Below are 21405 nucleotides of genomic sequence, written 5' to 3'. Positions count from 1 at the left end.
TAGGATCGGGAGCGGGCAGGGTCGAGCGGGGAACGGGCATGGCGATCACCATCGGGGTTGCGCGCGAGCGCGCGCAGGGCGAGCGGCGGGTGGCCGCGACGCCGGAAACCTGCCGCAAGCTGGTCGCCGCTGGCGCCCGCGTGCAGCTGGAACGCGGCAGCGGCGACGGTGCGTACTTCGCCGATGCCGAGTACGCCGCGGCCGGGGTGCAACTGGTCGATGACGGGGCTGCGGCGCTCCAGGGCGCCGACGTCGTGCTCTGCGTGCAGGCGCCGGCAGCGTTGCAGCTCGATGCGCTGCAGGCCGGCGCGGTCCTGGTCGGCATCCTGCAGCCCGAAGCCGATGACGCCCGCGGCGACGCGATCCGCGCGCGCGGACTGCTCGCCTTCCCGCTGGAACGGCTGCCGCGCACCACCCGTGCGCAATCGATGGACGTGCTGAGCTCGCAGGCCGGCATGGCGGGGTACAAGTCGGTGCTGATCGCCGCACAGCTCGCCCCGCGCTTCTTTCCGATGCTCACCACGGCCGCGGGCACCATCCGCCCGTCGAAGGTGCTGGTGATCGGTGCCGGCGTGGCCGGCCTGCAGGCGATCGCCACTGCGCGTCGCCTCGGTGCCCAGGTGGAAGGCTTCGACGTGCGCCCGGAAACGCGCGAACAGATCGAATCGCTGGGGGCGCGCTTCCTCGACCTCGGCGTCAGCGCCGCCGGCGAGGGCGGCTATGCGCGCGCGCTGACCGAGGAGGAACGCGCCGAACAGCAGCGTCGGCTGGCCGAGCACCTGCGCGGCATCGACGTGGTGGTGTGTACGGCGGCGGTGCCCGGGCGCCCGGCGCCGAGGATCATCACCGCGGCGATGGTGGCCGGCATGCAGCCCGGCAGCGTGATCGTCGACCTGGCGGCGGAAACCGGCGGCAACTGCGAGGCCACCCGTCCCGGCCAGACCTACGACGTCGGTGGCGTGACCGTGGCCGGCCCGCTGCACCTGGCAAGCCTCGGCGCCCGCCATGCCAGCGAGATGTACGCGCGCAACGTGCTGAATTTCGTGCAGCTGCTGCTGGCCGATGGCGCGCTCGCGTTCGACTGGAGCGACGAGCTGCTGGCAAAGACGGTGTGGCCGGCGGTGCCGGCGGCGGACGCCACCGCGACCGGCTGAGAGGAGCGACGCGCGTCAGTCGCGCGGGCGGTTGGTCCCCAGCCAGCGCTGGCGTTCCTCGGCGGACATCGTCTTCCAGCGCGTGCGCAGCGCCTCGCGCTCGGCCTCGGGCAACCGCCGCATGTGCTGGTAGAACACGCGGGCTTCGGCCCGGCGTTCAGGCGACATGTCCTCCCAGCGCTTCATGCCCTGGCGGGCGCGGTCGCGCTGTTCGGGGGTCATCTGCCGCCAGCGTTCGGCATGGCGCAGCATCCGCTGGCGGGCCTCGGGGCTCGCGTCCCAACGGTCGCGGACCGGCTGGACGAGGAGGTCGCGCTGCGTGGCGTCGAGCTGGTCCCAGGCCGGCAGCGCGGGCGTGTTTTCACTGGCGGTGGGCGGCGTGGCGAAGGCGGAGCCGGTGAGGCCCAGCAGCGCGGCGAGGAGGCAGGTACGGATCGGTGTCATCGGGGTCACTCCATCGCCACCGGCTGCGCCTCGATCGAGGCCAGCCACAGGAACATGTCGGGGTCTTCTTCCAGCGTCGCCAGCGGGTCGGCGGCTGGCAGCACCATCGGCGCCGGGGCCTGCCGGGCCACCAGGGGTCCGGTGTGGGGCGCCGGGGTGCCGGTGTCCGGGAGCAGCTGCATCCCCACGAAGGCGGCCATCGCCAGCACACAGGCGCTGGCGAGTGCGAACACCGGCCGCCGCGTCGGCGCCGGCGACGGAGCGCTGCGCGGGCGCAGCCGCGCCAGCGTGCGCGGGGTGACCTGCCGCAGGGCGTCGTCGTGCAGGCGACGTGCGGCATGGTCGAAGCGGTCCTGCGGACCGTGGGGGGCGGTCATCGGAAATCCTCCAGTTGCCGTTGCAGCGCCTCGCGGGCGCGCGAAAGATGGGTTTTCACCGAGCCGTCGCTGCAGCCCATGACCCGTGCGGTGGTCGCTACGTCGAGTTCTTCCAGGATCCGCAGGGTGAAGGCTTCGCGCTGGCGACGTGGCAGCGTGCGCAGCGCCGCGACGAGGGCGGTGTAGGCCTCGCGCGAGTCCTGCGCGCGCGAGGGGTCCGGGCTGGCGTCGGCCCAGTCGAGGCTGGTGTCGGCGGTGCCACCGGCATCGGTCATCCAGCCCAGGCGGAACATGCGCCGGCGCTGGATGTCGACGATGCGGCTGCGCAGGATGGTCCAGAACAGCGCGGTCCATTCCTCCGGCGGGCGGTCGCGGTAGCCGAGCATGCGGGTCATCGCATCCTGCACCGCGTCCAGCGCGTCCTCGCGGTGGCGCAGGCCGATCTCGGCGAAGCGGAATGCCCGCGTGCGTACCCCAGCGAAGAACGCGTCCAGCGTGGCCGGCGCCGCGACATCGGCGGCCGCGTGATCGGCGGGGCCGGTCACGGGCATGCGGGTGCGGGCGGTGGGCAGGCTGCCATCCACGATGTGGGCGGGCCTCGGTGAGGGGTCGGGACTGTCAACGCATGGGGTCGGCGGCGGTTGACACGCACGCCGTGCACGGTGGGCGCGCCCGGGTATGATCGGGCGGGGGCGGGCAAGGGGAGCGTGCGCATGGGCGACGGATTCGTGGCGCTGTACATCTTCATGCTGGCGGCGATCGCGGGGCACGTGATCATCGCCCGCGTGCCGGTGATCCTGCATACGCCGCTGATGTCGGGCAGCAACTTCATCCACGGCATCGTACTGATCGGCGCGATGATCGTGCTCGGCCACGCCGAGACCACGACGGAGAAGGTGATCGGCTTCGTCGCGGTGCTGATGGGCGCGGGCAACGCCGCCGGCGGCTACGTGGTGACCGAGCGCATGCTCGACATGTTCAGGTCGTCGAGGAAACCGGGGCCGAAGGCATGAGCGCCGGGGAGATCCTCGATCTCGTGGTCAGGGCCAGCTACCTGGTCGCCGCCACGCTGTTCCTGCTCGGCCTGCAGCGCATGGCCTCGCCGCTGACCGCGCGCAGCGGCATCCGCTGGGCCGGTGCCGGCATGCTGGTCGCCACCGCCGCCACGTTCCTGCAGCCGGGGCTCGGCAATATCCCGCTGATCGTGCTGGCGATCGCCATCGGCACCGCGCTTGCGTGGGTGTCGGGCAAGCGCGTGGCCATCACCGACATGCCGCAGATGGTGGCGCTGTACAACGGCCTCGGCGGCGGCTCGGCGGCGGCGATCGGGGCGGTGGAGCTGCTGCGCTGGAGCGATGCCGGCGCGGCGCCGTCGCAGGTCGCACTGGTGCTGGCGGTGCTGGGCGCGCTGATCGGCTCGGTGGCGCTGTCGGGCTCGATCATCGCCTGGGCCAAGCTCGACGGCCGCATGGACAGGCGTTACAGCTTCCCCGGCATGCAGCTGTTCAACGCGGCGGTGTTTCTCGCCGCGCTGGTGCTGGGCGGCCTGCTGGTGCATGCGCTGGGCGTGCCGCTGGTGGTGGCGTTCTTCATCGTCGCGCTGGCGCTGGGCGTATTGATGACGCTGCCGATCGGCGGCGCCGACATGCCGGTGGTGATCTCGCTCTACAACGCACTCACCGGCCTGGCGGTGGCGTTCGAAGGCTATGTGCTGGGCAACGAGGCGCTGATCATCGCCGGGACCATGGTCGGCGCCGCGGGCATGCTGCTGACGCGGCTGATGGCCAGGGCGATGAACCGCTCGATCGCCAGCGTGCTGTTCTCGAGCTTCGGTGGCGCCGGCGCCGCCGGGGCCGCAATCGAGGGCACGCAGAAACCGATCGAGGCCGGCGACGTGGCCGCGATGATGGCGTTCGCCGAGCGCGTGGTGATCGTGCCCGGCTACGGCATGGCGGTGGCGCAGGCCCAGCACAGGATCTGGGAACTGGCGCAACGGCTGATCGAGCGCGGGGTCAAGGTGAAGTTCGCGATCCACCCGGTGGCCGGGCGCATGCCCGGGCATATGAACGTGCTGCTGGCGGAAGCCGGCGTGCCGTACGACCTCATCGCCGACATGGAGGACATCAACGCCGAATTCGCCAATACCGATGTCAGCCTGGTGATCGGCGCCAACGACGTGGTCAACCCGGTGGCGAAAACCGACCCCGCATCGCCGATCTACGGCATGCCAATCCTCGACGTGGTGGAGTCGAAGAACACCATCGTCATCAAGCGCGGCAAGGGCACCGGTTTTGCCGGCATCGAGAACGCGCTGTTCTACGCCGACAACACGCGCATGCTCTATGGCGACGGGGCGGAGATGGCCGGTGCGCTGGTGAGCGAGCTGAAGGCGCTCGACTCCGGCCACTGAGAGCCGCCGCGCCGCCCGACATCGATCGTCACCGCGACAGCACCGCGGCGATCACCAGCGAAGCTCCGAACCACGCCAGCGCCACCGCATCCAGCGCCAGGCCGGCGATCACCCACGCAAGCGACGGGCCGAGCCTGAGGGCGGACTCCCATGGCAGCAGCCCGAACATGCTGCCGACCTGGCCCGCGATCACCCCCCACTGCGCCAGCACGATGATGGTCGCGGTCACCAGCGCGCCCGCCAGCGCGCGCGACAGGCCGGGGCGCATGCGCACCAGCCGCAGCAGCAGCGTGGCATCGAGTGCCGCGACCACGGCCATCGCATGCAGCGGACGGCCGAAGCCGCCAGCCAGCAGCACCCAGATCGCCGCGAAGCCGACGCAGCCCACCGCGAGCACGACAAGGTCGAAGGCGCGGAAGGCGACGGACTTGCGCGCAGGCTCGAGGGTGGTCATCAGCAACGGACGGGCAGGGCGCGCCAGCATACCGGGATCGGCGTGCGTCGCCGGCTCCCGGGTGCGTTTGCACGGCGACGGCACGCAGCATTCCGGGATCCGCGTGAGCCGCAGGGCACGGTGATCCGGGCGCGCCGCTACAATGCACGGCTTGCACGCGCCGATCGCGCCCCCATCTCCGGCCCATGTACTCCCGTAGCAGCGAACCCGTCCGTTTCGAGCGCGATTGCGCCGCCGTTCTCGTCCCCCAGGGCGAGGAAGTGACCCTGCCTGCCGGCAGCGCCGGTTACATCACCCAGGCGCTGGGTGGCAGCTATACGGTGTTCGTCGAGGGCAACCTCTTCCGCATCGCCGGCCGCGATGCCGATGCGATCGGCAAGGAACCGCCGGAACCGCTGGAGCTGCCGGACGGCGCCGACGATGCCGCGGTCGAGCAGCTGGTCTGGAAGCAGCTGCGTACCTGCTTCGATCCCGAAATCCCGATCAACGTGGTCGATCTCGGCCTGGTCTACGAAGCCGTGGTGCACCCCCCCGTGGACGGCAGCAGGACGGTCGAGGTCAAGATGACGTTGACCGCGCCCGGCTGCGGCATGGGCGACATCCTCGTCGACGACGTGCGCAGCAAGCTGGAGATGATCCCCACGATCTCCGAGGCCGATGTCGAACTGGTGTTCGACCCGCCGTGGAACCGCAGCATGATGTCCGAGGCGGCCCGGCTCGAGACCGGCATGTACTGACGCAGCACCGCTGCGTCCGCGTCGCGACCGACGCGTTCCGCCGGAATTCCGGCACCCAATCTCCCGATCCGTGATGGCTATCGCATTCATGCGATGACGGCCGACGGTTTGTTGTCTTGCGTTCACCATGAACGGTCGCTTAGCGTCAGTTCGTGCACGCAACACGTCATACGTCGCCACTCTCCGGCTGAGTGCACGCCCGCAGCCGGCGTCGAGCAGTCCACCCTCACGAGGCCGCGCGGCCTCCCCCGCCCGGGAGTATCCGATGTCCGTGTCCCATCAGCGCATCCGCATGCGGGTGCTGGCGATCGCCACCGCAACCGCCCTGTCGTCCGTCGCCGTGCCCGCGCTCGCCGCCGAGCGGCTCAACCTGGGCGGCCTGCAGTCGGCAGATCTCCACGACCGTTTCATCGTCAAGTACCGCGACGGCACCGCTGCGAGCTCCGATAGCGCCGCGCTGCAGCGGCAATTGCAGACGGCCGCACGTGCGGTGCCGGCCAGCAAGGGTGCGCCACTGGCGGTGCGCGCGCTGCGGCGTACCGGCACCGGCGCCGAGGTGGTGACCACCGGCCGCAAGCTCGACCGCGCCGAGGCGGAAATGCTGATGCGGCAGATCGCCGCCGACCCGGCGGTGGAGTACGTCGAGATCGACCAGGTGCTGCAGATCGCGCTGTCGCCCAACGACCCGCGCTACAGCCAGCAGTGGGGCTACTTCAACGCCACCGGCGGCATCCGCGCCGACCAGGCCTGGGACGTGGCCACGGGCGCAGGCGTGGTGGTCGCGGTGCTCGATACCGGCAGCACCAGCCACAGCGACCTCAACGGCAACACGATTGCCGGCTACGATATGGTCAGCGACGCAACCGTTGGCGGCGACGGCAACGCGCGGGACGCCGACCCGTCGGATCCGGGCGACTACTACGGCAGCGACCCGTCGAGCTGGCACGGCACCCACGTCGCCGGCACCGTCGCCGCGCTGACCAACAACGGCACCGGCGTGGCCGGTACCGCGTTCAATGCAAAGGTGTCGCACGTGCGCGTGCTTGGCCGCGGTGGCGGCTACACCTCGGACATTGCCGACGGCATCATCTGGGCCTCGGGCGGATCGGTGCCCGGGGTGCCGGCCAACCAGAACCCGGCCGAGGTCATCAACCTGAGCCTCGGCGGCGGCGGCAGCTGCGGCAGCACCACCCAGAACGCCATCAATGGCGCGGTGTCGCGCGGCACCACGGTGGTGGTGGCGGCCGGCAACAGCAATGCCAACGTGTCCGGGTTCACCCCGGCCAACTGCGCCAACGTGATCGCGGTGGCGGCAACCGACCAGAACGGATCGCGCGCCAGCTTCTCCAATTACGGCACCGGCATCGACGTGTCGGCACCCGGCGTGGGCATCGTCTCCACCCTCAACAGCGGCACCCGCGCGCCGGGCACGGAAAGCTACGCGTCCTACAACGGCACCTCGATGGCGGCCCCGCACGTGGCCGGCGTGGTCGCGCTGATGCAGTCCGCGGCGTCCACGCCGCTGACGCCGGCGCAGGTCGAAAGCATCCTCAAGAGCACCGCGCGGCCGTTGCCGGGGGCCTGCTCGGGCGGCTGCGGCGCGGGCATCATCAATGCGAAGGCCGCGGTGGATGCAGCGGCCGGTGGTGGCGGTGGCCCGGGCCCGGATCCGGATCCGCCGGGCGGCGGCGCGCTGCAGAATGGCGTCCCGGTGACCGGGGTCGCCGGCGGCGCCGGCAGCAGCCAGTACTGGACGATCACCGTGCCCGCCGGTGCGACCAACCTCGACATCGCGATGTCCGGCGGCAGCGGCGATGCCGATCTCTACGTCCGTTTCGGCTCGCAGCCGACCACCTCGGCGTATGACTGCCGGCCCTACCGCAGCGGCAATGCCGAGAGCTGCAGCTTCGCCGCGCCGCAAGCCGGCACGTACCACATCATGGTGCGCGGCTATTCGACCTTCTCGGGCATCACCCTGACCGGCCGCTTCAATGCCGGAAGCGGTGGCGGCGGCAACCAGCTGCAGAAGGGGGTGCCGGTCACCGGGCTTTCCGGCGCGGCCAGCAGCAGCCGCACCTGGACCTTCAACGTCCCGGCCGGTGCCAGCAACCTGAGCTTCGCGATGTCCGGCGGCAGCGGCGATGCCGACCTCTACGTGCGCCGCGGCGCGGCGCCGACCACGTCGGTCTACGACTGCCGCCCGTACCGCACCGGCAACAACGAGAGCTGCACCTTCGCCAGCCCGCAGTCCGGGACCTGGCACGTCACCGTGCGCGGCTATTCCGCGTATTCCGGCGTCAGCCTCGTGGGCAACTACACCGGCAACTGAGCCCGGCCGTCCGGGTGGCAGGTGCCGCCCGGACCCACGCAGCGCCGCGTGCGATCGCCACGGCGCGACCACTCCGCAACGAAGGATGGACCTGACGATGAAGCGATGGATTGCGATGCTGCTGGCCGGGTCGGCGGCTGCCGGAGCCGCCGCCGGTGAACGCCCCGCGGCGTTCGACCACCGCCTGCCGGCCGAGCACACGGTCGAGGTGCGCACCATGCCGCGCGTGGACAACGCCCGGCTGCTGGCCGAGGACCTGCGCAACCGCGCGCCGCGCCGCGACGCGCCGGTGCGCTTCGCGACCCCGCACAGGGTGTCGATCACCCCGGTGGACGCAGGCGACTGGGACGAGATCGACGCCGACACCCTGGTGTGGCGGCTGCGGGTGGAGTCGAAGGGAGCGCTGTCGCTGAACTTCGGTTTCGACGAGTACCGCATGCCCGAGGGCGGGCACATGCTGATCTATCCCGCCGGCCTGCCCGAGGACGCCGAGCCCGGCGCGATCCGTACCTTCACCGCGGCAGACAACAAACCGCACGGTGCGCTGTGGACGCCGGTGGTGCCGGGCGACCATGCGGTGATCGAGGTGGTGGTGCCGAAGGACCGCGCGGATGAGCTGCGCCTGCGCATCGGCAGCGTCAACCACGACTATGTCGGCTTCGGCCGGCTGGCCCGTGCCGGTTCGCTGGAACAGGCGGCCGGCGTGTCGGGCTCGTGCAACGTCGACGTGGCCTGTCCGGCCGGCGACGACTGGCGCCAGCAGATTCCGGCAGTCGGGGCGTACTCGCGTTTCGGCACGCTCTACTGCACCGGCTCGCTGGTCAACAACACCGCCAGCGACCGCAGCATGTACTTCCTCACCGCGCACCACTGCGGCATGGGCACCGCGGACGCGGCGGCATCGATCGTCGTCTACTGGAACTACGAGAACTCCACCTGCCGCGTCCCGGGCAGCCCTGAGAGCGGCGCCAACGGCGACGGCAGCATGGCGCAGAACCAGACCGGTGCCACCGTGAAGGCGACCTGGGCCACCTCCGACTTCACCCTGCTGGAGCTCGACGATCCGGCCAACCCGGAGTTCAACCTCAGCTGGAACGGCTGGGACCGCCGCGACATCACCTACAACGGCGCCACCGGCATCCACCACCCGCGCGTGGCGGAGAAGCGCATCACCCACTCCGACAACCCGCTGCAGATCGAAGGCTACCTCGGCGCCGCCGGCACCACCCACCTCAAGGTGCAGTGGAACCCGCAGGGCACCACCGAGGGCGGCTCGTCGGGCTCGCCGATCTTCAGCCCGGACAAGCGCGTGATCGGCCAGCTGCATGGCGGCTACGCCTCGTGCAGCACCACCGGCTCGCAGCACGTCGACTGGTACGGCCGCATCCACACCTCGTGGGCCGGCGGCGGCACCGATGCCACCCGGCTGAGCACCTGGCTCGACCCGGCGGGCACCGGGGCGCAGTTCATCGATGGCATCGGCGGTGCGGGCCAGCCCGGTGATCCGGTCGCAGGGTTCAGCTGGACGGTCGACGACGAGACGCTCACGGTGGCGTTCACCGACACCTCCACCGACGATGGCGACATCGTGGCCTGGAGCTGGGACTTCGGCGACGGCACCACCTCCGACGAGGCCGACCCGGTCAAGACCTACGACGAGACCGGCGTGTACACCGTCACGCTGACGGTGACCGACGACGAGGGCAACAGCAATTCGCGCAGCCAGTCGATCGAGGTCGGCGACACCGGCCCGGATGCGATCGAACTGCTCAACCGGACCCCCGTGCGCGGCGTGGCAGGCGGTGCCGGCGAGGAACTGCTGTACCGCGTCGACGTGCCGGAAGGTGCCAGCGGGCCGCTGAGCATCCTCACCTCCGGCGGCAGCGGCAACCTCAGCCTGTATGTGTCCTTCGAGGCCGAGCCGACCGAAGCGGAGCATGACGCCCGCTCCGCGCGGCCGGGCAACAGCGAGAGCGTGCGCATCGCCAACCCGCAGCCGGGCAGCTACTACATCAAGCTGGTCGGCGAGACCGCGTTCGCCAACGTCACCCTGCAGGCCCGCCACAACTGAGGCCTGCACCGGCCCCGCTTCCAGCGAAATGGAAGCGGGCCCGACGGTCGGCATGGCGTCGGTGGGATGCGCGCGCCACGGCCGACAGGCCTATGCTGAGGGCACATCCCACTGGAGACGTGCCATGCGCCCGATCCCCGTGTTGTGCATGGTCCTGGCGGCCCTGTGCTGCGGCGCGACGGTAACGGCACGCGAGCACACCGCGATGGCCGAGTCCGATACCGCTGCCGCGCAGCAACGCTGGCACCGTTTCATCGTGAAGTACCACGCGCATACCGATGCCGGTCGCGACGCCGCGGCCGTGGCGCCGCGGCTCGAACGCATCGCCAGGGAGGCCGGACTGCACACGCATGGCACGCAGCCGGCATTGCGCTGGGAGCGCCGGCTGGGCGTCGGTGCGGATCTGGTGGTCGCCGATCCGCCGCTGGACCACGACACCGCCCAGCGCCTGTTGCGGGCGTTGGCCGAGGACCCGGATGTCGAGTACGCCGAGCCCGACGGCATGATGCAGCGCGCGCCCGGGCCCGCGCAGCGCGAACCGATGATGCGCGGCGACTGACCCGCGCCGACCGGCGTCGCCCTGCGGGCCGCTCGCGTCAGCCCACCGCTTCGAAACGGTTGGCAGCCACGTTCTTGCGCACCGCGGTCGGATCCCAGATGCGGCCGTTCATGGCGATATAGACGCCCGGCGGCAGTGACTGCACCGCACCCACGGCGGTGCCGATGTTGAATTCCGCATCCGAACCACGGAAGCGCGCCGGGTTGAGCGCGCCGGTGAGCACGATCGTGCGGTCGGGGATCGAGGCCAGCGCGCGCGCGGTATCGACCATCGAATCGGTACCGTGGGTGATCAGCACGTGCCTGGCCGGCTGCGCGGCGACGGTGGCGCGGATCAGTTCGCGATCGTCGTCGGTGATGTGCAGCGAATCCTTGCGCAGGATCGGGATCACGCTGAAACGGAACGCCACCCCCAGCTCCTCGAGGATCCGGCCGATCTGCGGCGCACCCACCTGGAAGTCCGACTTGTCGTCGAAATAGACCTTGTCGATGGTGCCACCCGTGGTGACGATCAGCAGTTCTTGCATCGGGGATTGGTATCCGGTGGGAGGCGTGCGTCGCGGGAGGGACGCAGCGAAAGCGGGACGGGACCGCGGATTTTCGGCCACCCATGCCGGGGCGGCAACCGGCGTGGTGCGGTGCCTAGGCCGCGCGGCGCCCGAATCGTGCCTGCAGGCCGGGCCAGCTGGCGCTGCCGATGACGAGCAGGGACAGCGTGAGCAGCGCCCATGCGTAGCCACGGGCGGCCGGGGTGCTCCAGGCTTCCATGACTGCGTGCGAGAACCAGAAGAGACCGAAGACGCCGGCCCAGAAGCGTGCCCGCGCGCTGCCGGCAAGCACGCCGCCCGCCAGCAGCAGTGGCGGCGCGACCAGCGCGGCCAGCGCGGCGACGAGATGCTCGCCACGTGCGAGCCACACGGCATAGACGGCCGCCAGCGCGACAAGGGCCGCGACCAGCAGCCAGTGCGCGGCGCCACGCCTCATGCGAGCTTCGCCGCCAGCTGCGCCACCCGACGGCCCAGCGCACGGGCGAGCGCGGCTTCGTCATCGGTGGGTTGCGGATCGTCATTGGCACCGGCCACGTGGCTGGCGCCATACGGAGTGCCGCCGCCGGTGGTGCTATGGAGCTGCGGCTCGGTGTAGGGAATGCCCGCGACCACGCAGCCGTGGTGCAGCAGCGGGATCAGCATCGACAGCAGCGTGGCTTCCTGGCCGCCGTGATGGGTGGCGGTGGAGGTGAACACCGCCGCCGGCTTGCCGACCAGGGTGCCGCTGGCCCATTCGGCGCCGAGACCGTCGATGAAATGCTTGAGCGGAGCGGCCATGTTGCCGAAGCGGGTGGGGCTGCCCAGCAGCAGGCCGGCGCATTCGGCGAGATCCGCACGCTCGACGTAGGGCGCCCCTTCCTCTGGCACCGGTGGCTCGGCGGTCCGGGTGACCGTGGCCACCGGCGGCACCGTGCGCAGGCGCGCCTGCATGCCATCCACCTCGGCGATGCCACGCGCGATATGCCGCGCCAGCCGTGCCACCGAACCGCCGCGGCTGTAGTAGAGGACGAGGATGTCGGGCATGGCGCGCTCCTGCTCGGATAGCGGGCAAGGATAGGGCATGCGCGCCATGCCCTCCCGCCCTGTGCCGGGCGCGACCGTTGCCTGCACGACGTTCGGTTACGCTTCGGCCGATGGAACCGCTGGATACCCTGACCCGCTGGAGCGAACGGCTGACCGACCGTGCGCGCTCGGGCTCGTTCCTGCGGTTCCTGTGGCGGCGTTTCGTCGACGACCGCCTGTTCGAGGCCGCCGGCGCGCTCGCGTTCACCACCGTGTTCGCACTGGTGCCGCTGAGCATGGTGGTATTCGGCGTGCTGTCGGCCTTCCCGGTGTTCGAGTCGTGGAGCGCGCAGCTCACCGACTACATCTTCTCCAACTTCGTGCCCGATTCCGCGCGCCAGGTCGAGCAGTACCTGCTCGGCTTCTCACGCAACATCGGCCAGCTCACCGCGCTGGGCACCATCGCACTGGTGGTCTCGGTGCTGGTCACGCTGCAGGGGGTCGAGGCCACCCTCAACCGCATCTGGCGCGTACGCACCACGCGGCCGAAGTTCGCCCGCTTCCTCGTCTACTGGACGGTACTCACGCTGGGCGCGCTGGTTGCGGCGGCCAGCCTTGCGCTGTTCACCCGTTTCCTCGCGCTCGACATCTTCCACAGCACGCTGTCGGGCCAGTGGCTGCAGCGCGCGCTGCTGCAGCTGGCGCCGCTGGTGATCGAGCTGCTGGCCATTGCCGCGGTGTTCCGGGTGATCCCGCACCGCACCGTGCAGTGGCGGCATGCGTTCGCCGGTGCGTTGCTGTCGGCGCTGCTGCTGGAACTGGCCAAGCGCGCGATCGCGCTGTACCTGGGCAGTTTCGATGGATATGAACGCATCTACGGCCAGGTGTCCTTCATCCCGGTGCTGTTGCTGTGGATCTACTTCTGCTGGCTGGCGATCCTGCTCGGCGCGTCGTTCGCCGCGTCGCTGTCGGCGTTCCGCTACCAGCCGGCGGCGATGCGGCTGCCGCTGGGCTACGAGATATTCGCGCTGCTGCGGCTGCTCGGGCGCTTCGTCGAGGCGCGCCGGCACGGTCGCGGCCTGCATACCGATGAACTGATGGTGCTGGAGCCGTGCCTCACCGACGCACTGGCGCAGCAGTTCTTTGCCCAGCTGGAGGCCGCGGGCATCCTCGCGCGGGCGGAAAGCGGTGCCTGGCTGCTGGCCCGTGACCTCGACGACGTCACCCTGGTGGACCTCTACGAGGCCTGCCACCTGCGCATCCCGGTGCACGAGGCGCACCTGCCGTGCCACGACGACGCCCTCGGGCGCGCCGCGCAGGCGGCGCTCGACGACCTGCGCGTGCCGCTGCGCGACCTGCTCAAGCGCCGTGTCGGCGACATCCATCCATCCGGCAAGGAGCTTGCCCCATGATCCGTCCCCTGGTGTCCATCCTTGCCATCTGCCTGCTGGCCGCCTGCCAGCGAGAAGCGCCGCCGGCTGCGCCGGAAGCATCGTCGCCGGCCCCGGCAGCGCAGGCACCCGCACCCACCGATGCGGCCGCGCCGCTGGAACTGCAGGTCACCACCCTCGACGGCAGCGATTGGGACCTCGCCGCGCAGCGCGGCAAATGGGTGGTGGTGAACTTCTGGGCGACCTGGTGCGCGCCCTGCCTGAAGGAGATGCCCGAACTCTCGGCGCTGGGCGCGATGCGCGAGCACGTCGAGGTCATCGGCCTGGCCTACGAGGAGATCGAGCCGGAGGCGATGCGCGCGTTCCTGCAGAAGCATCCGGTGCTGTATCCGATCTCGATCGTCGACGTGTACGCCCCGCCGGCCGGGTTCGACCCGCCGCGCGGGCTGCCGATGACCTACCTCGTCGATCCGCAGGGCGTGGTGGCCGAGCAGTACCTCGGCCCGGTAACCGCGCAGGACATCGAGCGCGATATCGCCGCTGCCGGCGGGCCCGCCGTGCCGGTCGCCGACACCAGTTCCGGCGCATGAGTGCCGCGCGCTTCCTGGTCAGCGGCAGGGTGCAGGGGGTGTTCTTCCGGGCGTCCACCCGCGAGCAGATGCAACGCCTCGGGCTGCATGGGCATGCACGCAACCTCGACGACGGACGCGTGGAGGTGCAGGTGGACGGGGACGCGGAGGCCGTCGACGCACTCGCCGCCTGGCTCCGGCACGGTCCGCCGATGGCGCGGGTGGACGGGGTGCGGCGCGAAGACATCGATCCGGTCGGGGTCGAGCCTGTATCCGCCGACTGAGCCGCGCGGACGGATAGTGCGAACCGGCAGCGGACCCCTCGCGTTTTGCGATATGCGGTCGGCGAACACGTGCAGAAAGGTCGGTGCCGAAGCTGGAACGGTCCGCCGGTGCGCGGAAAGCCGCATCAACCATGGCAACGGCGGGTGCAAGGCGGATGTGGAACCTTCCGTGCCATCGTCGCCGCATCCGCACCGCACAAGCGGCGCCAGACTGGCTGCGTCGTGGCAGCTGCCACCCGCAACCGGAGACAGACCATGATCATCCTGCGACCCGCACACGAGCGCGGCCATGCCGACCACGGCTGGCTGGAGTCGTGGCACAGCTTCTCGTTCGCCAACTACCATGACCAGGACCACATGCACTGGGGACCGCTGCGGGTGATCAACGAGGACCGCGTGCAGCCCGGGCAGGGCTTCGGCACCCACAGCCATCGCGACATGGAGATCATCAGCTACGTCATCGACGGTGCGCTCGCGCATCGCGACTCGATGGGCAACAGCGCGACGATCGTGCCCGGCGAGGTGCAGCGCCTGAGCGCCGGCAGCGGCGTCACCCATTCCGAATACAACCACGATCGCGAGGGCGTGACCCATTTCCTGCAGATCTGGATCCTTCCACGCACTGCCGGCATCGCGCCGGGCTACGAGCAGCGCACGTTCTCCGACGCGGAAAAGCGCGGCCGCCTGCGGCTGGTGGCCAGCGCCGACGGTGCCGACGGCTCGGTAACGATCCACCAGGATGCGCGGATGTACGCGGGGCTCTTCGATGGCGACGAACACGCCACCGTGCGCGTCGCCGATGGGCGCCTGGCCTATATGCACCTGGTGCGCGGCTCGGCGGTGGTGAACGGCCATGCGGTATCCGCGGGCGACGCGCTGGTCTACCGTGACGAGCCCGAGGTGCGGGTCGAGCGTGGCGACGGTGCCGAGATCCTCGTGTTCGACCTGCCGCAGCTGCAGCTGCAATAACCGGAACCCGCGATGCGACTGCGCAACACGCCGGAACGCTGGGGGCCCGTGAGCCAGTTGCTGCACTGGACGATCGTGATGCTGATCGGCTGGCTCGCCTGGCGTGGACTGACGATGGTCGACATGCCGGCGACGCCGGCCAAGATCGAGGCCTACGCGCTGCACAAGTCGCTCGGGCTCACCCTGCTTGCGCTGGTGGTGCTGCGGCTGGCGTGGCGGATGGTGGCCGGCAGCGCCATCGCGCTGCCCGGTACGCCGCCGTGGCAGGCGCGGCTGGCATCGGTCACCCATGCCGGCATGTATGCGCTGCTGTTCGCGATTCCCCTCAGTGGCTGGCTGTTCAATTCCGCCTCGGGCTACCCGCTGCAGTGGTTCGGGCAGTTCAACCTGCCGGCGCTCGCCGGGCGCGACGCCGGGGTCGCCCAGCTTGCGCGGCAGCTGCACGAGTACGGTGCGTGGCTGCTGCTGGCGCTGGTGGGGCTGCACGCCGCCGCCGCGCTGTACCACCACTTCGTGCGGCGCGACGCGACGCTGCGCCGCATGCTGCCTTCCGTTTCCCGCACGCCGGCACCGCACCGGCGAATGGAGCAATGACATGAGCTTCCGCAGTTTCCTGCTGCCGCTGGCACTGGCGGCCTCCACCTTCGCGACGCCCACGGTTGCCGCCGACTACGCGCAGGCCTCCGGTGCGCTGACCTTTGCCAGCCAGTACCAGGGCGAGACCTTTGTCGGCAGCCTGCCGGGCTTCCGCACCACGATGCGCTTCGATCCCGCCGCACTGCAGGACGCCAGCCTCGACGTGGTCATCCCGCTGGCCGGCGCGGACACCGACAACGCCGATCGCGACAGCACGTTGAAGGCCGTCGACTTCTTCGACGTCGCGCGTTTCGCCCAGGCGCGCTACACCGCGCGCGGCTTCACCCGGCTGGGCGACGGCAGCTACAGCACCGATGGCACCCTCGAACTGCGCGGCGTGCGCAAGCCGGTCACGCTGACCTTCACCCTGAGCGACGGCGAGCGGCCGACGCTCGCCGGACGCGCGAAAGTCAGCCGCTCGGCCTTCGGCGTCGGCGGCGGCGACTGGGCCGATGTGTCGATCATTCCCGACGAGGTCGCGGTGTCGACCCGGGTCACCTTCGTGCCGGCGCCCTGAGCGACGCCGGCCGGTCGGCAGATCAGGACATCGGCTCCGGCGCGGCGCCGATGGCCGGCGGCAGCGGGATGAACTCCTGGTCGTCGAGGTCGGGCAGTTTCATCCGCCCGGCAGCCCAGTCGGCGCGCGCCTGCAGGATCCGCTCCTTCGACGAGGACACGAAGTTCCAGTCGATGAAGCGCGGGCCGACCGGCTCGCCACCCAGGGCCATCACCACAGCATCGCCAAGCGCGGCGATGGTTACCGCGGCGCCCGGTGCCAGTACCGCCATGCTGCCCGGTTCGATGCGCTGGCCATCGATTTCCACCGCGCCATCCGCCACGTAGACCGCGCGTTCCGGGTATGCCGGGGGCAGCGACACCCGCGTGCCGGCACGCAATCGCCAGTGCACATAGAACTGCGGCGAATCGATCGCCGCCGGTGAGCGGGTCCCGGCAAGCTCGCCGGCGATCAGCCGCGTCCAGACCCCGCCCTCGTCGAAGGTCGGCAGCTCGCCGGCGTCGTAGTGCCAGAAACCGGGCGCGATCTCCTCGCGTCCGTCCGGCAGGGCCACCCAGGCCTGGATGCCGTCCATCGGGCCGCCCACCGCGCGGCCCTGCTCGAAACGCTCGGAATGGGTGATGCCGCTGCCGGATGTCATCCAGTTCACCTCGCCGGGGCGGATCGGCTGCTCGGAGCCGACGCTGTCGCGATGCATGATCTCGCCCTCGAAGAGATACGTGATCGTCGACAGGCCGATATGCGGATGCGGGCGCACGTCGGCCGAACGCGGCAGGCCGGGCTCGAACATCGCCGGCCCCATGCGGTCGAAGAAGATGTACGGCCCGACCATCCGGCGTTTCGCGAACGGCAGCACGCGACCGACTTCGAAGCCGCCGAGGTCGCGGCGGCGCGAGGCGATGACCAGCTCGATCATGTTGGATCTCCGGCAACAGGGTCGCGCCCACTGTAGTCCCGGCACTTGCGGGGGTGCGACCGGCACGCGTGCACGGAAGCGGGTCGCGTACGGTTAACGGAAAATTGACGGCCATGCGGTGCGCCCCGAGAATGCGCCGCCGTGCATGCACGCGCGGCGTATACCCCACGCAGAAACAGGAGTTTCAGAATGATCAGGGAATTGCTTCTCGCCAGCGCGCTGGCTGCCGCCGCAATGCCGGCCGTTGCCGCCCAGGGCACCGGGTTCATGGCGATCGAAGCCGGCCGCAGCGACCTGTCGGTCGAGGGCGCCAAGGACAACGACACCGCCGTAGGCCTGCGCGGTGGCTACTACTTCCGCCCGCAGTTCGGCATCGAGGGTTTCGTCACCCGCTATGGCGCCGATACCAGCGGCCCCTGGCGTACCGAAGTGGACGGCATCGGCGTTGGCGTGTTCGGCAAAGCCAACTTTGGCGCCGAGGCCTATACCGGCTTCTACGTCAGCGGCCGGGCCGGCATCGCCCGCAACCGCGTCGAGGAGACGCTGCGCGGCGTGGAGTCGTGGGACGACAGCGACACCAACCCCTATGTCGGCGTTGGCGTGGGCTTCGACTACAGCCCCAATTTCGGCGTGGGCGTGCGCTACGACTACCAGGAGCCGAAGGTCGCCGACGTGCGGGTCAAGCTCGAAACGCTGACCGGAAGCGTCGAATACCGCTTCTGATCACCGCGCCGCATCATCGGGACGGCCGCCGAGTGCGGCCGTTCCTGTTTCCAGAGGCCGCGTTCACCCCTCGGTGGTGAACGACGGCAGCGGCGGCACGTGGTCATGGCGTTCCGGCCGCAGCGGGCCGGGCAGCGGTGGCAGCGCCACCGGGGTGGCAGCGATGCGGTTGTCGGGCAGGCGGTCGAGCAGGTGGCGGATCAGGGTGAGCCGGCCGCGGCGCTGGTCGTTGAAGTCGACGGTGGCCCACGGTGCGTGTGCGGTATGCGTGGCCTCCAGCATGGCCTCGCGTGCGCGGGTGTAGTCGTCGTAGCGCCGGCGTGCCTCGACATCCACCGGCGACAGCTTCCACCGCTTGAGCGGATCGGCCAGCCGCTCGGCGAACCGGCGTTCCTGCTCGGCCTGGTCGCAGCCCAGCCAGTACTTGAACAGCAGCACGCCATCGTCGACCAGCATCTTCTCGAAGGCCGGCACCTGCTGCAGGAACAACGCCACCTCGCCCTCGCTGGCGTAGCCCATCACCCGCTCGACGCCGGCGCGGTTGTACCAGCTGCGGTCGAACAGCACGATCTCGCCGGCGGCCGGCAGATGCGGCACGTAGCGCTGGAAATACCATTGCGTGCGTTCACGGTCGCTGGGCGCGGGCAGCGCGACCACATGGCACTGGCGCGGGTTGAGATGCTGCGCGATCGCCTTGATGACGCCGCCCTTGCCCGCCGTGTCGCGGCCTTCGAAGATCACCAGCAGGCGCTGGCCGCATTCCCGGACCCAGCGCGCCATGTCCACCAGCTCGACCTGCATCGGTTCCAGGGCCGCTTCGTATTCCCTGCGCTTGAGGGTCTTCGTCATCGCCGGCTCCGTCATTCGGTGAGGCGCGGCCGCAACGTGGCGAGGTTGCACGGCCGCGTGCGCGCATCCAGCTGCTCGCGGATGATCCGCTCCCACGCGGTGCGGCAGGCCGATGTCGAGCCCGGCATGCAGAACACGAAGGTGGCGTTGGCCAGCCCGGCGAACGCCCGCGATTGCAGCGATGCCGTGCCGATCTCGTCGAAGCTGATCGCGCGGAACAGCTCGCCGAAGCCGGGCATCTGCTTGTCCAGCAGCGGCAGCAGCGCTTCCGGGGTGGCGTCGCGGCCGGTGAAGCCGGTGCCGCCGGTGACCAGCACGCCATCGATCGCGGGGTCGGCGATCCATTGCGACACCGCCGCGCGCAGGAGATAGCGGTCGTCGGGCAGCAGTGCGCGAGCGGCAAGGCGGTGGCCGGCGACTTCGATCGCGCCGGCGAGGTAGTCCCCGGAGCGGTCGTCGGCCGGTGTGCGGCTGTCGGAGACCGTCAGCACGCAGATGGAAAGCGGGATGAAGCCGTCGGATGCACTCATGCGGGGCAGGGTAGCCATGCACATGTGAGCGGGGAAGCGGCAAGGCCGGGAGTGCCTGCGTGCACGCCCGTGCGTCCCCGGAAAACGGCTGCGCGCGGCCGCGTTGACCCGGAGCCGGGCTTCAGCCCTCGGCCAGCGACAGCGGTGCCGGCGCCTCGCCACGACGCTGGCGCTCGACCATCGCCGCGACGATGCGTGCGAAGTCGTGAGCGAAGCCGCCCATGTCGAACAGCCCGGAACGTTCGCGCAGGTCCGCGACGCGCGCTCGCAGCGCACCCAGGCGCGCAGGGTCGTTGCCGAGTGCGGTGGCCAGCGCGACGAATGCGGCGTCGTCGTCGACATTGAGCTCGTACAGGCCGAGATGGTGGTTGAGGCTCGCGGCCACGCGTGCGGCGAACGTGGCGCCCGGCCGGGTCAGCACCGGGCATCCCGCCCACAGCGCATCGGACGCGGTAGTGTGGGCGTTGTACGGATTGCAGTCGAGGAACAGGTCGGCGAGCTGCAGGCGTGCGAGATAGGCTGCCTGCGGTTGCTTGGGCATGAACACCAGTCGCGCTGGATCGACGCCTTCCGCCTGTGCGGCTTCGCGCAGGCGGCGGTCGGCCTCGCCCGGCCCCGACAGCAGCCACAGCACGCTGCCCGGCACCCGGCGCAGCACCGCCATCAGCCGCGAGAACGACGCCGGGTTGAGCTTGTAGCTGTTGTTGAAGCAGCAGAACACGATGCCGGCGTCCGGCAGCCCGCACTCGGCGCGGGTCGGCGCCGGCGGCACGTCACGGCGGGTGTCGGATGGCTGGAAGCAGCGCGGCAGCCAGGCCGGCTGTTCGGAATGATGCACGGCGAGGTTCTCGGGCAGCACCACGCGGTCGGCGAGCACGTAGTCGATCCACGGCGCGCCGCTGGTACCGGGGTAGGCCAGCCAGTTCACCTGCAGCGGTGCCGGGCGCATCGCCAGCACTTCCGGGCGCCCGCCGCCGCCCCAGCCGCGCAGGTCGAACAGCACGTCGAGGTCGGCCTCGCGGATGCGCCCGGCGATCTCCGCATGCGGGCGGTCGCCGACATCATGCAGCGCATGCGCCGAGGCCTGCAGCCGGCGGCGGATGATGCTGCCGTCGTCGGCCGTGAGCGCGAACAGGTGGATGTCCACGGCGTCGTGCGCGCGCAGCGCCTCGAAGAACGCCGCCGTCAGCAGGCCGGTCGGGTGGGCGGCAAAACCATTCGACATGAAGCCCACGCGCAAACGCGCAGCGGTGCGCGCCGGTGCCGGTGGCAGCATGCGCACCTGCGTGGCCACCGCGCCGGCGCGCAGGCGCGCGCACGCCAGCTGCTCCGCGGCGCTGGCGTCCTCGCTGAGGAAGGCGAACGGTTCGACCGCGCCGTCACCGTTGGCGACGGCGGCGCGTACCTGCCGCGACAGCGCATCGATGCCGCGCCAGTCGCACAGCCGGCGCCGCCACGCCAGCAGGTAGGCGGCGATCTGCGGATGCTCCGGCGCCAGCGCGTGCGCACGGCCGTAGGCCTCGTTGGCGGCCTCGGCGTCGCCTGCATCCTCCAGTGCATGGCCGAGCCAGACCGCGATTCCGGCATGCCCCGGCGCGTTGTGCGCCGCGGCGCGCAGCGCCTGTGCGGCTTCGCGATGGCGACCGAGCATCCACAGCCCGCGACCGAGCCGGGCCAGCGCTTCCGGATGGCCGGGGGCCAGCTGAAGCGCGCGCTGCGCCGCGCCGGCGCCATTGCGTGCGTCACCGGCGCCGAGTTCGACGTCGGACAGCAGGATCCACGCCATTGCATCGTCGGGCGTGCGTTGCACGGCGAGACGGGCTTCGATGCGCGGGTCCGGGTGTTGTGTCATCGGCGGCGAGGATCCGGAGAAACGGCCGGTCATGCTCGCGTGTTGCGGCCGGCCTGTCATCCGTCGGGCGCCGCGCTGCAGCCTG

The 21405-nt window shown here is 70.7% G+C and carries 25 protein-coding genes and 1 pseudogene; 15 read left to right on the top strand and 11 right to left on the bottom strand.

Features of this window, described 5'->3' with window-relative positions; translation table 11 throughout:
- Nucleotides 1-38: 38 nt before the first annotated feature.
- Entirely contained in the window at nucleotides 39-1154 is a 1116-nt protein-coding gene (locus tag ERL55_RS11670; protein WP_129136565.1) for an NAD(P) transhydrogenase subunit alpha, read from the top strand.
- Nucleotides 1155-1169: 15 nt separating this feature from the next.
- Here ERL55_RS11670 and ERL55_RS11665 read toward each other — a convergent pair whose 3' ends face one another.
- Genes ERL55_RS11665 through ERL55_RS11655 form a run of 3 tightly spaced genes read right to left on the bottom strand, consistent with a single transcriptional unit; the run spans nucleotide 1170 to nucleotide 2526 of the window.
- Nucleotides 1170-1598, bottom strand: coding sequence for a DUF3106 domain-containing protein (locus ERL55_RS11665; RefSeq protein WP_129136564.1), 429 nt, complete (start codon nucleotides 1596-1598; stop codon nucleotides 1170-1172).
- A gap of 5 nt (nucleotides 1599-1603) precedes the next feature.
- On the bottom strand, nucleotides 1604-1975 hold the full coding sequence (locus ERL55_RS11660) for a hypothetical protein (protein WP_129136563.1): 372 nt from the start codon (nucleotides 1973-1975) through the stop codon (nucleotides 1604-1606).
- Entirely contained in the window at nucleotides 1972-2526 is a 555-nt protein-coding gene (locus tag ERL55_RS11655) for an RNA polymerase sigma factor (RefSeq protein ID WP_129136562.1), read from the bottom strand. The genes ERL55_RS11660 and ERL55_RS11655 overlap by 4 nt, the downstream gene beginning before the upstream one ends.
- 162 nt (nucleotides 2527-2688) lie before the next feature.
- Here ERL55_RS11655 and ERL55_RS11650 point away from each other — a divergent pair, with 162 nt between their 5' ends.
- Together ERL55_RS11650 and ERL55_RS11645 are read left to right on the top strand one after the other, a co-directional pair.
- Complete coding sequence (locus ERL55_RS11650) at nucleotides 2689-2988, top strand: NAD(P) transhydrogenase subunit alpha (RefSeq protein ID WP_129136561.1); 300 nt, start codon at nucleotides 2689-2691, stop codon at nucleotides 2986-2988.
- Entirely contained in the window at nucleotides 2985-4385 is a 1401-nt protein-coding gene (locus ERL55_RS11645) for an NAD(P)(+) transhydrogenase (Re/Si-specific) subunit beta (RefSeq protein WP_129136560.1), read from the top strand. The genes ERL55_RS11650 and ERL55_RS11645 overlap by 4 nt, the downstream gene beginning before the upstream one ends.
- A 28-nt stretch (nucleotides 4386-4413) precedes the next feature.
- On the opposite strand, the gene ERL55_RS11640 is transcribed toward ERL55_RS11645, so the two are convergent.
- Nucleotides 4414-4869: a hypothetical protein gene (locus ERL55_RS11640; RefSeq protein ID WP_129136559.1), complete on the bottom strand. Its 456-nt coding sequence runs from the start codon at nucleotides 4867-4869 to the stop codon at nucleotides 4414-4416.
- A gap of 155 nt (nucleotides 4870-5024) precedes the next feature.
- On the opposite strand from ERL55_RS11640, the gene sufT reads away from it, so the two are divergent.
- From sufT to ERL55_RS11620, 5 genes and pseudogenes are all read left to right on the top strand, one after another.
- Nucleotides 5025-5576 carry a putative Fe-S cluster assembly protein SufT gene (gene sufT, locus ERL55_RS11635; protein WP_129136558.1) on the top strand — a complete coding sequence of 184 codons (552 nt, stop codon included), beginning with the start codon at nucleotides 5025-5027 and terminating at the stop codon, nucleotides 5574-5576.
- Between the two features lie 265 nt (nucleotides 5577-5841).
- A pseudogene (locus ERL55_RS11630) lies at nucleotides 5842-7566 on the top strand (S8 family peptidase); the annotation flags it as partial.
- A gap of 42 nt (nucleotides 7567-7608) precedes the next feature.
- The gene (locus ERL55_RS15175) at nucleotides 7609-7905 is read left to right on the top strand and encodes a PPC domain-containing protein (RefSeq protein WP_256386151.1); all 297 of its coding nucleotides are present in this window, start codon (nucleotides 7609-7611) and stop codon (nucleotides 7903-7905) included.
- A gap of 97 nt (nucleotides 7906-8002) precedes the next feature.
- On the top strand, nucleotides 8003-9976 hold the full coding sequence (locus ERL55_RS11625; RefSeq protein ID WP_164972188.1) for a PKD domain-containing protein: 1974 nt from the start codon (nucleotides 8003-8005) through the stop codon (nucleotides 9974-9976).
- Between the two features lie 124 nt (nucleotides 9977-10100).
- Nucleotides 10101-10535, top strand: a complete 435-nt coding sequence (locus ERL55_RS11620; protein ID WP_129136555.1) for a hypothetical protein — start codon at nucleotides 10101-10103, stop codon at nucleotides 10533-10535.
- A 37-nt stretch (nucleotides 10536-10572) separates the two neighbouring features.
- Here the strand turns inward: ERL55_RS11620 and ERL55_RS11615 are convergent, their stop codons facing one another.
- From ERL55_RS11615 to wrbA, 3 genes are all read right to left on the bottom strand, one after another.
- Nucleotides 10573-11061 (bottom strand): asparaginase domain-containing protein, encoded by a 489-nt coding sequence (locus ERL55_RS11615; RefSeq protein WP_129136554.1) that lies wholly within the window; start codon nucleotides 11059-11061, stop codon nucleotides 10573-10575.
- Between the two features lie 115 nt (nucleotides 11062-11176).
- Nucleotides 11177-11518 carry a DUF2069 domain-containing protein gene (locus ERL55_RS11610; protein ID WP_129136553.1) on the bottom strand — a complete coding sequence of 114 codons (342 nt, stop codon included), beginning with the start codon at nucleotides 11516-11518 and terminating at the stop codon, nucleotides 11177-11179.
- The gene (gene wrbA, locus ERL55_RS11605; protein ID WP_129136552.1) at nucleotides 11515-12105 is read right to left on the bottom strand and encodes an NAD(P)H:quinone oxidoreductase; all 591 of its coding nucleotides are present in this window, start codon (nucleotides 12103-12105) and stop codon (nucleotides 11515-11517) included. The genes ERL55_RS11610 and wrbA overlap by 4 nt, the downstream gene beginning before the upstream one ends.
- 110 nt (nucleotides 12106-12215) lie before the next feature.
- Between wrbA and ERL55_RS11600 the strand changes: the two genes are divergently transcribed.
- The 6 genes from ERL55_RS11600 (at nucleotide 12216) to ERL55_RS11575 (ending at nucleotide 16450) form a co-directional block, all read left to right on the top strand.
- Nucleotides 12216-13496, top strand: a complete 1281-nt coding sequence (locus ERL55_RS11600; protein WP_129136551.1) for a YihY family inner membrane protein — start codon at nucleotides 12216-12218, stop codon at nucleotides 13494-13496.
- On the top strand, nucleotides 13493-14065 hold the full coding sequence (locus ERL55_RS11595) for a TlpA disulfide reductase family protein (protein WP_129136550.1): 573 nt from the start codon (nucleotides 13493-13495) through the stop codon (nucleotides 14063-14065). Before ERL55_RS11600 ends, ERL55_RS11595 begins: the two co-directional genes overlap by 4 nt.
- Nucleotides 14062-14328, top strand: coding sequence for an acylphosphatase (locus tag ERL55_RS11590; protein ID WP_129136549.1), 267 nt, complete (start codon nucleotides 14062-14064; stop codon nucleotides 14326-14328). The genes ERL55_RS11595 and ERL55_RS11590 overlap by 4 nt, the downstream gene beginning before the upstream one ends.
- A 255-nt stretch (nucleotides 14329-14583) precedes the next feature.
- Nucleotides 14584-15297 carry a pirin family protein gene (locus ERL55_RS11585; protein ID WP_129136548.1) on the top strand — a complete coding sequence of 238 codons (714 nt, stop codon included), beginning with the start codon at nucleotides 14584-14586 and terminating at the stop codon, nucleotides 15295-15297.
- Nucleotides 15298-15309: 12 nt separating this feature from the next.
- Complete coding sequence (locus ERL55_RS11580; RefSeq protein WP_129136547.1) at nucleotides 15310-15891, top strand: cytochrome b; 582 nt, start codon at nucleotides 15310-15312, stop codon at nucleotides 15889-15891.
- 1 nt (nucleotide 15892) lies between these two features.
- Nucleotides 15893-16450, top strand: coding sequence for a YceI family protein (locus ERL55_RS11575; RefSeq protein WP_129136546.1), 558 nt, complete (start codon nucleotides 15893-15895; stop codon nucleotides 16448-16450).
- 22 nt (nucleotides 16451-16472) lie between these two features.
- Here the strand turns inward: ERL55_RS11575 and ERL55_RS11570 are convergent, their stop codons facing one another.
- Nucleotides 16473-17366, bottom strand: a complete 894-nt coding sequence (locus ERL55_RS11570) for a pirin family protein (protein ID WP_129136545.1) — start codon at nucleotides 17364-17366, stop codon at nucleotides 16473-16475.
- A 189-nt stretch (nucleotides 17367-17555) separates the two neighbouring features.
- Between ERL55_RS11570 and ERL55_RS11565 the strand changes: the two genes are divergently transcribed.
- On the top strand, nucleotides 17556-18089 hold the full coding sequence (locus ERL55_RS11565; RefSeq protein WP_129136544.1) for a porin family protein: 534 nt from the start codon (nucleotides 17556-17558) through the stop codon (nucleotides 18087-18089).
- A 63-nt stretch (nucleotides 18090-18152) separates the two neighbouring features.
- Here ERL55_RS11565 and ppk2 read toward each other — a convergent pair whose 3' ends face one another.
- From ppk2 to ERL55_RS11550, 3 genes are all read right to left on the bottom strand, one after another.
- Nucleotides 18153-18938: a polyphosphate kinase 2 gene (gene ppk2, locus ERL55_RS11560; RefSeq protein WP_129136543.1), complete on the bottom strand. Its 786-nt coding sequence runs from the start codon at nucleotides 18936-18938 to the stop codon at nucleotides 18153-18155.
- Nucleotides 18939-18949: 11 nt separating this feature from the next.
- On the bottom strand, nucleotides 18950-19468 hold the full coding sequence (moaB, locus tag ERL55_RS11555) for a molybdenum cofactor biosynthesis protein B (RefSeq protein ID WP_129136542.1): 519 nt from the start codon (nucleotides 19466-19468) through the stop codon (nucleotides 18950-18952).
- Between the two features lie 121 nt (nucleotides 19469-19589).
- Complete coding sequence (locus ERL55_RS11550; protein WP_129136541.1) at nucleotides 19590-21320, bottom strand: UDP-N-acetylglucosamine-peptide N-acetylglucosaminyltransferase; 1731 nt, start codon at nucleotides 21318-21320, stop codon at nucleotides 19590-19592.
- Nucleotides 21321-21405 lie beyond the last annotated feature (85 nt).

The organism is Luteimonas sp. YGD11-2 (genome assembly GCF_004118975.1).
Taxonomy (GTDB): domain Bacteria; phylum Pseudomonadota; class Gammaproteobacteria; order Xanthomonadales; family Xanthomonadaceae; genus Luteimonas; species Luteimonas muca.
Note: the sequence above shows the minus strand (reverse complement) of the source record. Positions and strands in the feature narration are given on the sequence as shown.

Bases quoted from the DNA above. Each gene is read 5' to 3' on its own strand.
- ERL55_RS11660 (WP_129136563.1), bottom strand. From the start codon at position 1,975: ATGACCGCCCCCCACGGTCCGCAGGACCGCTTCGACCATGCCGCACGT.
- ERL55_RS11645 (WP_129136560.1), top strand. From the start codon at position 2,985: ATGAGCGCCGGGGAGATCCTCGATCTCGTGGTCAGGGCCAGCTACCTG.
- ERL55_RS11670 (WP_129136565.1), top strand. From the start codon at position 39: ATGGCGATCACCATCGGGGTTGCGCGCGAGCGCGCGCAGGGCGAGCGG.
- ERL55_RS11650 (WP_129136561.1), top strand. From the start codon at position 2,689: ATGGGCGACGGATTCGTGGCGCTGTACATCTTCATGCTGGCGGCGATC.
- ERL55_RS11570 (WP_129136545.1), bottom strand. From the start codon at position 17,366: ATGATCGAGCTGGTCATCGCCTCGCGCCGCCGCGACCTCGGCGGCTTC.
- ERL55_RS11595 (WP_129136550.1), top strand. From the start codon at position 13,493: ATGATCCGTCCCCTGGTGTCCATCCTTGCCATCTGCCTGCTGGCCGCC.
- ERL55_RS11620 (WP_129136555.1), top strand. From the start codon at position 10,101: ATGCGCCCGATCCCCGTGTTGTGCATGGTCCTGGCGGCCCTGTGCTGC.
- ERL55_RS11625 (WP_164972188.1), top strand. From the start codon at position 8,003: ATGAAGCGATGGATTGCGATGCTGCTGGCCGGGTCGGCGGCTGCCGGA.
- ERL55_RS11550 (WP_129136541.1), bottom strand. From the start codon at position 21,320: ATGACACAACACCCGGACCCGCGCATCGAAGCCCGTCTCGCCGTGCAA.
- ERL55_RS11665 (WP_129136564.1), bottom strand. From the start codon at position 1,598: ATGACACCGATCCGTACCTGCCTCCTCGCCGCGCTGCTGGGCCTCACC.
- ERL55_RS11655 (WP_129136562.1), bottom strand. From the start codon at position 2,526: ATGCCCGTGACCGGCCCCGCCGATCACGCGGCCGCCGATGTCGCGGCG.
- ERL55_RS11590 (WP_129136549.1), top strand. From the start codon at position 14,062: ATGAGTGCCGCGCGCTTCCTGGTCAGCGGCAGGGTGCAGGGGGTGTTC.
- ERL55_RS11565 (WP_129136544.1), top strand. From the start codon at position 17,556: ATGATCAGGGAATTGCTTCTCGCCAGCGCGCTGGCTGCCGCCGCAATG.
- ERL55_RS11610 (WP_129136553.1), bottom strand. From the start codon at position 11,518: ATGAGGCGTGGCGCCGCGCACTGGCTGCTGGTCGCGGCCCTTGTCGCG.
- ERL55_RS11615 (WP_129136554.1), bottom strand. From the start codon at position 11,061: ATGCAAGAACTGCTGATCGTCACCACGGGTGGCACCATCGACAAGGTC.
- ERL55_RS11585 (WP_129136548.1), top strand. From the start codon at position 14,584: ATGATCATCCTGCGACCCGCACACGAGCGCGGCCATGCCGACCACGGC.
- ERL55_RS11575 (WP_129136546.1), top strand. From the start codon at position 15,893: ATGAGCTTCCGCAGTTTCCTGCTGCCGCTGGCACTGGCGGCCTCCACC.
- sufT (WP_129136558.1), top strand. From the start codon at position 5,025: ATGTACTCCCGTAGCAGCGAACCCGTCCGTTTCGAGCGCGATTGCGCC.
- moaB (WP_129136542.1), bottom strand. From the start codon at position 19,468: ATGAGTGCATCCGACGGCTTCATCCCGCTTTCCATCTGCGTGCTGACG.
- ppk2 (WP_129136543.1), bottom strand. From the start codon at position 18,938: ATGACGAAGACCCTCAAGCGCAGGGAATACGAAGCGGCCCTGGAACCG.
- wrbA (WP_129136552.1), bottom strand. From the start codon at position 12,105: ATGCCCGACATCCTCGTCCTCTACTACAGCCGCGGCGGTTCGGTGGCA.
- ERL55_RS11580 (WP_129136547.1), top strand. From the start codon at position 15,310: ATGCGACTGCGCAACACGCCGGAACGCTGGGGGCCCGTGAGCCAGTTG.
- ERL55_RS11600 (WP_129136551.1), top strand. From the start codon at position 12,216: ATGGAACCGCTGGATACCCTGACCCGCTGGAGCGAACGGCTGACCGAC.
- ERL55_RS11640 (WP_129136559.1), bottom strand. From the start codon at position 4,869: ATGCTGGCGCGCCCTGCCCGTCCGTTGCTGATGACCACCCTCGAGCCT.